General features: G+C 39.3%; 11 protein-coding genes. 5 read left to right on the top strand and 6 right to left on the bottom strand.

Features of this window, described 5'->3' with window-relative positions; all coding sequences use genetic code 11:
* Nucleotides 1-19 precede the first annotated feature (19 nt).
* A complete protein-coding gene (rho, locus tag I6J03_RS14225; RefSeq protein ID WP_003005308.1) occupies nucleotides 20-1,507 on the bottom strand; it encodes a transcription termination factor Rho in 1,488 nt (495 codons plus the stop codon).
* Between the two features lie 341 nt (nucleotides 1,508-1,848).
* On the opposite strand from rho, the gene I6J03_RS14220 reads away from it, so the two are divergent.
* Together I6J03_RS14220 and I6J03_RS14215 are read left to right on the top strand one after the other, a co-directional pair.
* On the top strand, nucleotides 1,849-3,576 hold the full coding sequence (locus I6J03_RS14220) for an MFS transporter (protein ID WP_003005311.1): 1,728 nt from the start codon (nucleotides 1,849-1,851) through the stop codon (nucleotides 3,574-3,576).
* A gap of 257 nt (nucleotides 3,577-3,833) precedes the next feature.
* Nucleotides 3,834-4,691 carry an N-acetylglucosamine kinase gene (locus tag I6J03_RS14215; RefSeq protein ID WP_115169626.1) on the top strand — a complete coding sequence of 286 codons (858 nt, stop codon included), beginning with the start codon at nucleotides 3,834-3,836 and terminating at the stop codon, nucleotides 4,689-4,691.
* 80 nt (nucleotides 4,692-4,771) lie between these two features.
* On the opposite strand, the gene I6J03_RS14210 is transcribed toward I6J03_RS14215, so the two are convergent.
* On the bottom strand, nucleotides 4,772-5,455 hold the full coding sequence (locus I6J03_RS14210) for a metal-dependent hydrolase (protein ID WP_003005317.1): 684 nt from the start codon (nucleotides 5,453-5,455) through the stop codon (nucleotides 4,772-4,774).
* Between the two features lie 13 nt (nucleotides 5,456-5,468).
* Nucleotides 5,469-5,783, bottom strand: a complete 315-nt coding sequence (locus I6J03_RS14205) for a YbaB/EbfC family nucleoid-associated protein (RefSeq protein WP_201693752.1) — start codon at nucleotides 5,781-5,783, stop codon at nucleotides 5,469-5,471.
* Between the two features lie 84 nt (nucleotides 5,784-5,867).
* Here I6J03_RS14205 and I6J03_RS14200 point away from each other — a divergent pair, with 84 nt between their 5' ends.
* Nucleotides 5,868-6,521: a substrate-binding domain-containing protein gene (locus tag I6J03_RS14200; RefSeq protein WP_232279654.1), complete on the top strand. Its 654-nt coding sequence runs from the start codon at nucleotides 5,868-5,870 to the stop codon at nucleotides 6,519-6,521.
* A 61-nt stretch (nucleotides 6,522-6,582) separates the two neighbouring features.
* On the opposite strand, the gene I6J03_RS14195 is transcribed toward I6J03_RS14200, so the two are convergent.
* Nucleotides 6,583-7,644, bottom strand: coding sequence for a hypothetical protein (locus tag I6J03_RS14195; RefSeq protein ID WP_003005326.1), 1,062 nt, complete (start codon nucleotides 7,642-7,644; stop codon nucleotides 6,583-6,585).
* Between the two features lie 221 nt (nucleotides 7,645-7,865).
* Between I6J03_RS14195 and I6J03_RS14190 the strand changes: the two genes are divergently transcribed.
* Complete coding sequence (locus tag I6J03_RS14190; protein WP_201693751.1) at nucleotides 7,866-8,444, top strand: thymidine kinase; 579 nt, start codon at nucleotides 7,866-7,868, stop codon at nucleotides 8,442-8,444.
* Nucleotides 8,445-8,686: 242 nt separating this feature from the next.
* Here the strand turns inward: I6J03_RS14190 and I6J03_RS14185 are convergent, their stop codons facing one another.
* Together I6J03_RS14185 and I6J03_RS14180 are read right to left on the bottom strand one after the other, a co-directional pair.
* Nucleotides 8,687-9,199, bottom strand: a complete 513-nt coding sequence (locus I6J03_RS14185; protein WP_003005334.1) for a glutathione peroxidase — start codon at nucleotides 9,197-9,199, stop codon at nucleotides 8,687-8,689.
* An 11-nt stretch (nucleotides 9,200-9,210) separates the two neighbouring features.
* Entirely contained in the window at nucleotides 9,211-10,077 is an 867-nt protein-coding gene (locus tag I6J03_RS14180; RefSeq protein ID WP_003005337.1) for a hypothetical protein, read from the bottom strand.
* Nucleotides 10,078-10,270: 193 nt separating this feature from the next.
* Between I6J03_RS14180 and I6J03_RS14175 the strand changes: the two genes are divergently transcribed.
* Nucleotides 10,271-12,010 (top strand): M61 family metallopeptidase, encoded by a 1,740-nt coding sequence (locus tag I6J03_RS14175; protein ID WP_003005340.1) that lies wholly within the window; start codon nucleotides 10,271-10,273, stop codon nucleotides 12,008-12,010.
* Nucleotides 12,011-12,029: the final 19 nt, after the last annotated feature.

Raw genomic sequence — 12,029 nt, 5'->3', positions numbered from 1 at the left:
TTATACATTTTAAATGGTTTTACCCATTCATACTGATCAAAAACTCTTCATTGGACATCGTACCTCTCATCTGAGCAAGCAGGAATTCCATTGCTTCATTGGAGTTCATGTCCGCAAGGTGATTACGTAACACCCAGACACGCTGTAAAGTATCTTTATCAGACAACAGATCGTCACGACGTGTGCTCGACGCTGTAAGGTCAATAGCAGGGAAGACACGTTTGTTGGCCAATTTGCGATCCAATTGTAATTCCATGTTACCCGTACCTTTAAATTCTTCAAAGATAACTTCATCCATTTTAGATCCGGTTTCAGTAAGTGCTGTTGCCAGAATCGTCAATGAACCACCGTTTTCAATATTACGGGCAGCACCAAAGAAACGTTTTGGTTTGTGTAAAGCATTTGCATCCACACCACCGGACAAAATCTTACCCGATGCAGGAGCTACAGTATTATAAGCACGCGCCAGACGGGTGATTGAATCCAGCAGGATTACCACATCATGTCCGCACTCGACCATACGTTTAGCCTTTTCCAATACAATATTTGCAATCTTAACGTGACGGTCAGCCGGCTCATCAAATGTAGAAGCAACCACTTCTGCACGTACACTTCTTGCCATATCTGTCACCTCTTCCGGACGCTCATCAATCAAAAGAATAATAAGGTATACTTCAGGGTGATTTTTGGCAATTGCATTTGCTACTTCTTTCAATAAGTTTGTTTTACCTGTTTTAGGCTGAGCGACAATAAGTCCGCGTTGACCTTTACCAATCGGTGTAAACAGATCCATAATACGGGTTGAATAATTATTCGCGCCCATATTCAGGTTCAAACGTTCGGTCGGAAACAATGGAGTCAGGTAATCAAACGGCACACGGTCCCGCACTTCAGCAGGGTTCTGGCCGTTGATAGCCTCCACCCGTACTAACGGGAAATATTTTTCACCTTCTTTCGGAGGACGTATACTACCCCGGACAGTATCACCCGTTTTCAAACCAAAAAGTTTGATCTGAGATTGGGAAACATATATATCGTCTGGAGAAGTTAAGTAGTTATAATCAGAGGAGCGTAAGAAACCGTATCCGTCAGGCATAATTTCAAGTACACCTTCATTTACGATCACATTATCAAAATCTGTAGGTACAACAGCAGCTTCTGTTTTTACCGGAGCAGCTTTAGGAGCGGCTGCAACCTTTGTTTCTTCTGTTGCTTCTGTCGTTTTCTCAGGATGTTCTTGAGTATCAACATCGTCATCAGATCTTCTTCTGATCGTCACAGGCTCTGTTTTTACAGTGCGGGTACGGCGTCTTGGTCTTTCAGATGCATCATCTTGGATAGAAGAAGGCTCTGAAGAGGCAGCTTCGGCATTGTTTTCATCTCCGGTCTGGATAATTCTATCAATGAGTTCCTGCTTTCTTAATTTATCGGCATCTTCTATACCAATAGCTTTGGCAATCTCGCGCAATTCGGAAACGAGCTTTGCATTCAATTCATTAACATCCATTAATTTTTATATGTATTATAAGATATAGGATTTTTTACTTAACATGAAAACTATTCATTTAGTTTTAACAATTTCAACTTATGCCGTATCTGTTAAAATGCTTGGCTTCCAGAACTAAGTGAATTCTTTCAGGCCAGAAACGAATAATTTTTGAGAACAGCCACAAAGAAAAACATAAGTATTCTAATTTCAAAGAAAAATTGTAAAAAAAACAAAATTACAAGAGTCTTTTGTTAAGTAAATCGTTTTACTAAATACTTTAACGTAACTTTTTTGGTTAAATTATGGAGATTTGTTTTGAATTCTTTGTATGTTAGCTGTCTTATTTAAAATCACCTTTCATGAAAGAAAACGAAATTAAAACTAATTACCCTGCCCTTTATACGTTGGTAGTGGTATTCTTTTTCTGGGGTTTCATTGCTGCTGGAAACAGTGTTTTCATTCCTTTTTGTAAAAACTATTTCCATTTAGATCAATTTCAATCTCAGCTCATTGACTTTGCTTTTTACACGGCCTATTACATTGGAGCCTTGTTGTTGTTTATTTTCAGCACCGTAAAAGGAAAAGATCTGGTTGGCCATTGGGGGTACAAGAAAAGTATTGTCTATGGTCTTCTTTTTTCTGCACTCGGTGCAGGGGCGATGATCATTGCGGTGGAAGTCAACTTGTATGTAGGAATGTTACTGGGGCTGTTTACGGTTGCTTTGGGTTTTTCCCTACAACAAACCGCAGCCAACCCGTTTGCTGTCCTGTTGGGCGATCCTAAAACCGGGTCTTCGCGTGTCAATCTTGGAGGAGGAATCAACTCTTTCGGAACTACAATCGGTCCTCTGGTTATTGGATTTGCACTTTTCGGAACATTCGAAACGATCTCTGACAGTGAGATCGCTAACCTTCCCTTAGACAAAGTCATCATCCTATATATAGGTGTAGGCTTATTATTTGTTCTGGCGGCAGCATTATTCCATTTCTCTAAAAAGGTACCTGCAGGTATCAGTGATGAGCCAATGGAAAAAGCAAGCAAGGCATTGACGACGCTCATCATCATGACCATCTTGTTATTTGCTATGTTTGCGCCTGTATTCTTAAGCTACAAAAGCGATGAAGCCATTCAGCTTGAAGCTCTGCGTGAACAACTTAAAACATTGACAGATTCCTCTGCTATCGACCAGTTAAAGGCACAAATCGCTGAAATATCGCATCCTCTTGAAAAAACAAGAATGATGTGGCTGGCTGGTGCATTTATAGTGGTAGTAGGAGGTTTATTATACTCTAATCTGAGTGCTAAGAAAAATGCAGAAGGTTGGGGAGCAATGAAATACCCTCAGTTAGTATTGGGAATGTTAGCCTTATTCTTATATGTAGGTGTAGAAGTTGCAATCGGAAGTAATCTGGGAGAGTTATTGACGCTGAAAGAATTCGGAAGTCTGCAGTCCTCACAAATCACACCTTATGTATCTATGTACTGGGGCAGTATGATGATCGGACGATGGGCAGGAGCAATCAGTGCATTTAAACTGGCAAAATCTACCAAGCAATTATTATTGATTATTGTTCCGTTTATAGCATTCTCTGTGATTATAGGGGTCAATACATTAGCAGGATTTGAGATGTCACATCTTTACTTCTACGCGGTATGTATTGCTATTCAGATCATAGCCTTCTTCCTGAGTAAAGAAAAACCGGTTCGTACCTTGATTATCTTCGGATTATTCGGAATCGGCGCAATGCTGACAGGTCTCCTGACTTCAGGTGTTGTAGCAATCTACGCTTTCCTTGCAGGTGGACTTGCATGTTCTATTATGTGGTCTTCTATTTTCAGTCTATCCATCGTTGGATTAGGCAAATATACAGCTCAGGGATCAGCATTCCTAGTAATGATGATCCTGGGTGGTGGTGTTATCCCTCCTATTCAGGGGAAATTAGCAGACATTATCGGTATCCACAATTCGTATATATTACCACTTTTCGGTTTCGTTTATATTGTCATCTTTGCCATTATGGTAAGAGGATTCTTAAAGAAACAAGGAATCAATATTGATGAAATAGAAGCTGAAGGAGGTCACTAATTCAGTAAAAACTGAATGACTAATTGTATTTAGTACACTATTGAATAAAATTGTGACGAAATTCACAAACGCCGTTTACAGCACTGTAAGCGGCGTTTTTTATTAAAAAGTAATGACCGACTCATTATTATTCAAAATAAACAATCTAAATATTATTGTTTTATGCATAAAAAACGTATTTTCGGAGAGATAAACATATCATTTTAGTACAAGAAACAACAAACAAACAATATAAACACAAATTAACTTCATACATAATGATTATAATTGCTGACGGAGGATCTACCAAGACAAACTGGTGTTTGTTAGATGATTCCAACAAGAAAATTTACTTTAATACTGAAGGATACAATCCATACTTTGTGGATAGTGAATACATCGTTAATTCATTAAAAAAAGGACTTCCTCTTGACTTACCATTTGATAAAATCTCTGAAGTAAACTATTACGGAGCAGGAGTTCACAATCAGGAGAAAGCACAAATCGTAGTCAATGCGATTAAGCAGGTTTTCCCAAATTCTAAAGTTGAAGTTGGTCACGATCTGCTTGCAGCAGCAAGAGCACTATTAGGTACAGAATCTGGTTTTGCAGCTATTCTAGGTACAGGTACCAACAGCTGTATATATGATGGTGAAGAGATTACAAAAAACATTGACTCAGGTGCCTATATATTAGGAGATGAGGGAAGCGGAAGCTACATCGGTAAAAAATTGCTGATAGATTATATCCGTGATCTTATGCCTGCAGATGTAAAGAAAGTATTTTATGAAACCTATAAGCTGTTACCTGATGAAATCATGGACAGCGTATACACTAAGCCGTTAGCTAACCGTTTCTGCGCAAGTTTCAGCAAATTCGTATATGACAATAATGTCAATATTCAATATACCCGCAAAATTGTAGAGGACTCTTTCGAGGCTTTCTTCAGCAACCTGGTAAGTAAGTATCCAAACTACCAGAGCTATACATTCAATTGTATCGGTTCTGTAGGTTACAATTTCCGCAATGTACTGGAAGAAAAAGCTGGTCACTATGGAATGAAAGTAGGAAAAATCCTTCGTTCGCCAATCGATGATCTGGTACAGTTCCACATGAACCGTGCAGCAAAAAAATAAGAATTAAGCATAAAAAAACCGGAAAAATGATTTTCCGGTTTTTTTATGTTATACACTTTGGTTCATTTCCCAATCCTGTACTAAAGTGTTATTGTCTCTCCTATTCCCGGCAAAGACAATTGCAATCCTGCGTCACTAAACTTACGCTTAGCTTCTTCCACATCAATCGTTATCGGAGGGAATGTATTATAATGAATACCGACAATACGTTTACAGTTAATAAATTGAGCTGCTTTTACAGCATCCTCCACATCCATAGTATAATGGCCTCCGATAGGTAAGAAAGCCCAGTCCAGTTGCAGATCTTCCAACAATTTCATATCATAGGTTAACGCTGTATCTCCGGCAAAATAGATTTTTTTGTCGCCGACGAAAAACACATAACCTACTGGCCAGCCGCCATATGCTCCGTCCGGTGTACTGTTGGTATGAATAGCGATCACCATTTTGACTTTTCCAAAAGTCGTCTCAATAGTGCCTCCGAGATTGAATTCCATAACTTTATCATCCGCAACACCTTGTTTTCTAACCCATGCTGCAGTTTCAACGACTGTAGCAACGATAGCATTGCTGTTTTTTTGTACCGTCAGCAGGTCAGCGACATGATCCTGATGTGCGTGACTGACAAATATGTATTCAGGATTAAGCGCATTGACATCCACATGCTCCGCAATCGGATTATACGTAATAAAAGGATCTAATAAAACCTGATGTCCGTCAAAGTCGAATAACACACAGGATTGACCGTAATAAGTAACTTTCATATAGCGTCCCGTTTTATTTATTGAACAAATTACCCAATCCGCCAAAACCACCCAGCATATCCTGAGCAGAAGCCTGCATTTCGGACTGACTGACATTTTCGGCTTGTACAAGAGCCTTATTTAGTGCGACAATCAACAGTTCCTCCAACTCTTCCTTGTCTGCATTATCCAGAAAAACAGAATCAATAGTGATCTCTCTGATTTCTTTATTTGCCGTGGCCACCACTTTGATCACACCACCCTCTGCTTCACCGAAAACAGAAATATTATCCAGTCTCTTTTTAATCTCCTGTGCCTTTTGTTGGGCTTCGAAAAGTTTATCAAACATATCTTTATGTATTTATTTAGCTGTTTTGAAGATGCAATTTACAAAATACAGCGCTGAAATAACAAATTTACTTCTGTCAAACCAATGGAATTAGGTAGTTATCCTGATCCTTATTACCTTTGCAGCATGCTTGAATATAAAAACGAACTGATTGATGAATTGGTAGAAAAATTAAATCTGCAACAAATCAGCATTGAGCCTGCACTCGTACAATCCGCACAAGATATCGCTTCCTTTGAAGACCTCAAATTGTTCATTGAACGATTTACACATATGCATACGCCCGCCAGTAATCTTGCAGAAGAGCTGGAAGAAGAGGTAGATATATTGGTTCACAAGCTAAAATTTATACCGACAGAGACACGTCCAAAAGTACTATTACTTGAAAATATAGACCCGGCCTCCCCTCTTCAGTCTGCCCTGACAACTGAGAGCATTCGTATTGCAGGTGGAGTACCACTAGAGATTCAGGAATATAAGGATGCTGATATTCTCCTTATCAAGCAGGACGAATTCTTACTATACGGACAATTGCCCCAGTTTATTCAACAGGAAGAATGGAGCAGTATTCCTGCTATTAAGAATAATAAAATATATATTATCAAAAAAGATGATTTCGCAAATGTACCGGGTAAGGATTATTTACTGGAACTGGAAATACTGGCAGAGATCATCCAGCCCAAATATTTTATTTTCGGTCATCAGGGCATTGACTGGGTCAACTTTGATCTCGGATAAAACAATAACAGGCATTCCGGATGGAATGCCTGTTATTGTTTTATATAATCCCGTTAGTTCTTTAAATAAACTTCTTACGGAGTATAGCGTACAATTTTTCTACTGTCTGCGGTTTATCACTCCAGCCATTTTTCAAGGCATAGTTTGTTTGCAAAAATGCATCCGCTTCTGCCAGATTATCAAATCTGTTTAATAATTCTATAGCTTCGCTGTAAGCCAGACTGTACCCGTTAAATAAGTCTTTGATAAATAACAGTTTATCATTAAGACTTACCGCAGCTTTCAGGTCACTGACTCTTTCCGTACCATTTTGTGAAGTCTGAAAAATATTACCTTGTCCTAATCCGGCTTTTTTCTGTTGAGAGATCAGCTCGTTCAGCGTCAATGGTCTGGAAGGTTTTTCCTCTACAGACTCTTCTACTACAATTGCCTTTTCTTCAATAACAACAGTATTTACTACAGGTGCTGCTACAGGCTGCTCATTAACAGGCTCCGGCTGTTGTGCGGGCGTTGTTGTAACAGGTTCCGGCTGAACGGGAGCGGATTCCGGTTGGGAAAAAGAAACCGGTGTTTCAAAACGAATGTTTTCCTTTACAGGCTGCTCTTCTGCCTTATCGGCTACGATTGCTTCCAGTTCACTGTGTTGTACTGTTTCCTCTTCTGCCTCGTCAGCATTATCATTATGATAGTGCTCCGTCTCATTCGCCTCGGTATATTCTTCAATTGTTTCTTCCTGTATCGATGATTCCTCCTGCATCGTGTTAGTTGTCTCCGGTATATCTTCGACAATCTCTTCATGTACAGGCTGCTCATCTACTTCCTCCTTTTCGACCTGGGAAGAAGGTGTAAAATATGTTTCAAAAGGAACTTTCTCTACCTCCGGATTGACTTTGTAGGTATCAGTCACTTCCTGTACCGGCTGCTGGTTGTTTGCGGCAGTCACCTGCAGGTTTAACGTTTTTAAAATATTAATATGATCTGCCAGGAATCTGGCTTTGGCTTCTAACAGTGAAATTTCAATCAAGTCACAGTTTTCATGCTCACTGCAAGTAGCATATTGATCATTTAGTTCTAAAAGTAAATCGCCGATTTTAGCGAAGATGTCTTGTTTTGTAGCTGCCATCCTGATATTTTTTCTGTTATGTTGTTATACAAACTAAGGAATGAACAATTAGAAATTCAAGTAATTGATAATTACCAATTTCGGAAAGACTCTCTAATTGACTATGTCAAATCTAACATTTTATTTCGATATTAGCGTCCTGTAATATCGGTTAAACGTCAATATTCTAACGTTTTTCAAGCCCTTATATTTTATAATTTCGACACATATTTTTTTAAGAGATGTTATTTTCTGAACATAATTTTGGAGCGCGAAGAGCGACCTACGGAAGTATTGAGGTGATCTGCGGATCGATGTTTTCCGGTAAAACAGAAGAACTGATCAGAAGACTTAAAAGAGCGCAGTTTGCAAAACTGAATGTGGAGATTTTTAAGCCTTCTGTAGACATCCGGTATGATGAACAGCGGGTAGTGTCACATGACCAGAATAGCATCTCCTCTACTCCGGTTTCTAACTCTTCAGCGATCTTATTACTAAGTGCTGATACCCGTGTTGTAGGAATAGATGAAGCCCAGTTTTTTGATGATGAATTGCCCAATGTATGTGTACAGTTAGCAAACAAAGGATTACGTGTCATTGTGGCAGGATTGGATATGGATTTTAAAGGAAAACCCTTCGGTCCTATCCCTGCCCTCATGGCTGTAGCAGAACACGTGACAAAAGTGCATGCTGTATGTGTCCGGTGCGGTGCTCCTGCTAATTATTCTTATCGTTTAACGGATAATGATAAGCAGGTTTTATTAGGAGAAAAAGAAAGTTATGAGCCCCGATGCCGTTCCTGCTATTACAACATGGGTTAAACATTAAAATTAACAAAACATTAACATTGAATTAATATTTAAAAGTGATTTTGGCAAACTATTTGATATATACCTTATATAGCAAATAAGATAGCTTAGTAATAAGCAACAAAATACTTTTCATAATTTAGGTTTATAATTGGTTAGTTAGCGACTTCTGCCCCACAGGAGTCGCTTCTTTTTTTGGTACAGGACAAAAAAACCGGAACAATAATTCCGGTTCTCTTATTTCTTATATATCCTTACAATTGTGCTGTAATGGATTTATCCAGAGGGTTCACTGCTGAACGGTAACGATGAATCAGTTTACCGTTTTCATCAATAAGGAATTTTTCAAAATTCCACTTAATCTCGCCTTTGAAATCCGGGTTCTCCTGATTAGTCAGAAATTTAAATAAAGGGTCAATCTGATCTCCCTTCACCTCTACCTTTTCTGAAAGAGTAAAAGTCACACCGAAATTCTTTTCGCAAAAGTCCTGAATTTCTTCATTGGAACCGGGCTCCTGGCCTCCGAAGTTGTTTGCAGGGAAACCTATAACCACTACTTTATCACCATATTGCTCTGAGAGAGCCTGAAGATCTTTATATTGTTTGGTAAACCCGCACTTGGAAGCCGTATTGACTATCAGAATCTTTTTTCCTTTATAATCCGAAAGATTGACTGTCTTCCCTTCCATATCTTTAAAACTGTAATCATACACGGTTGGGGTATTCGTAATCATCGACATACACACCATTAAAGTCATTAAAATCATAGTTATAACATTTAAATATCTAAGATAGAGTTTTTTTCCCGTTCTATTACAAAACTGAAAATTTCCTGAATCGGAGATTTAAGGATAGATCCTACACGTACCCCATGGATTCTACAAACGTCTCTTAATATCAAATCGAAATGAAAGGCAATAGAACCTACAAAGTGGCACTCATACTCCCAGTATTTGGGATATGTAAGAATATTTGTTTTGACAAACTCATCCATTCCCTTACGTAACAGACTATCTATAAACGGATGTAGTCTGTTTACATCCATAAACTCCGCGAAATTCGCCAGGTAAGTATTAGGTCTTTCTTTCTGATAGACATTCTTGATCACAACATCTTTTGATATACGATATTTCTCTTCAAATTTACCAGCCAGATCAACAGGCATTTTACCATAAAGAAAGCTGGTAATCAGCTGCTTTCCAAACCACGCTCCCGAGCCTTCATCGCCTAATACATATCCGTTTCCATTGTGACTGGGCAGCAAAAGCTCTCCATCGAAAAAGCTGACATCAGATCCTGTACCCATAGTCGCAATAAAACCCTTATTCATACCGCAAGTCGCCAGAGCAGAACCCAGAAGATCTGACTCAACAGATATAAAAGCAGAAGGAAACAATTGGGTGAGCGCATTGGAAACCAATTCACGACGATCCGGAGTCACACAACCGGCACCGTAAAAATATACTTCTTTGATCTCATCAGCATACGGAATAATCTCCGGAACTTCCTTCAAAACCCTTTCAATCTCTTTCTCACTCACAAAAAAGGGATTTAGTCCTTTCGTAGAGAAGGTTAACGGTTTACTATCCGGCAAATCCAAAATCCAATCTGATTTTGACGAACCACTGTCTGCAACTAATATCATATATGTTTATTCAAAAAGTGGGAGATCCCCTAACTTCAAATATACGCAAAAAGCAGAATCAAAAAAAGAACTTAAGCGCGAATTCCGCAAACAGACAATCAATAACATCCGGATTTATTTGGCTTAACAAATACATACCCTTACATTTGTAACAAATTCACGATAACTATCAGTTCCAACTTAATCGTAACACATGGCAAACTCATCCATAGCATTTCAAGTATCCTTTTCTGAACCTCAGGCACATTATGCCGATATCAAAATGTCTGTCTCAAACTTTAATCAGGATTACATTGATGTAAAGATGCCTGTATGGACACCCGGTTCTTATCTGATACGTGAATATGCTAAAAATCTGGAGTCTTTTCGTGCTTCAGATAGAGATGATAAGCCTTTAGCATTTGAGAAACTGTCTAAAAATACCTGGCGGATATTTGCCGGCAAACAGGATATCCATGTATACTACAGGGTCTATTGTTTTGAAGTATCCGTAAGAACAAACTTTGTAGATGATACACATGCATTTATAGTACCTGCAGCTACATTTTTCTATATTGACGGCCACCTGGCTCATGATTCTGAAGTCACATTGATTCCTTATCAGAACTGGGATAAGATTTCTACCGGATTAACGGCTGTCCCTGATAAGACAAATACTTATTATGCGCCGGATTTTGACATTCTGTTTGATAGTCCGATAGAGGTAGGAAATCAGGATATCTGGCACTTTGAAGCAGCTAATATTCCGCACGAATTCGCAATGGTCGGCGGAGGAAATTATGATAAAGAACGCTTATCTCAGGATCTTAAGCTTATCATCGAAGAAGAGACGCGTATCTGGGGGACCAATCCTAATAATCGTTACGTCTTCATTACCCACAATTATTGCTCCGGTGGCGGAGGTCTGGAGCATCTCAACTCTACCGTTTTGGGTGCTACACGTAATGGGTATAATCAGGAAACGATCTATAAAAATTTTCTAAGTCTCGCTGCACACGAATACTTTCACCTGTGGAATGTCAAAAGACTGCGTCCCAAAGCTCTCGGTCCATTTGATTATGAAGCAGAGAATTATACTACCGGTCTCTGGATTATGGAAGGTTTTACGGCTTACTATGATAATCATATCATTCGCAGATGCGGATTTACTTCAGAGGAAGAGTATTTACAACTGCTGGCAGCTGAATTCAATACAGTCTATAATCGTCCGGGCTATGAATTGCAATCCGTAGGCATGTCCAGTTTTGACACCTGGATCAAACAATACCGGCCCGATGAAAACAGTATTAATACCTCCATCTCCTATTATAACAAAGGCGCAATGCTGGCCTGTGCTCTTGATCTCAGTATTATAGCGCACAGCGATGGAAAACAAAGTCTGGATGATGTCATCAGAGCAGCATATCAGCGATTTTATGTAGAAAAAGGAAGAGGTTTTGAAGAAGAGGAATTCAGAAAGCTGACTAAAGAGGTGACCGGTCAGGAATTTCAGGAAATATTCGAAGCCGTATATGCTCATGAAGAACTGGACTACAACCATTATTTCAATCTTGTAGGTTACGAAATGCTGGATACACTGGCAGACGCACAGACCCATAGTCTGGGCATCGTGCTCAGTAAAAACGATCAGCGCGTGATGATCACTCATGTGGAACGTGGCAGCACGGGATGGGCCGGAGGATTAAGCGTAAAGGATGAACTTATCGCTATCAATGGCGTGAGACTCGATCCTGCAGGACGCGAACTCGAATATGCACTCAACTCCGGCGATGCGGGGGATATATTAACTATTTTGGTTGCCCGCGATGGTCTGATGCGGGAATTACAGATTATGATAGGGATCAGTAATAAAAAATCACTTAAAATATCCCCTCTGCCTGAAGCAACAGCAGCACAGAAACAACTGGCTCTGTACTGGCTGAATAGCAGATAACAAAAAAGACCTTGAATGA

This window comes from Sphingobacterium spiritivorum, from assembly GCF_016724845.1.
Taxonomy (GTDB): domain Bacteria; phylum Bacteroidota; class Bacteroidia; order Sphingobacteriales; family Sphingobacteriaceae; genus Sphingobacterium; species Sphingobacterium spiritivorum_A.
The sequence above is the reverse complement of the archived record's forward strand: the minus strand, read 5'-3'. Positions and strand labels throughout refer to the sequence as shown.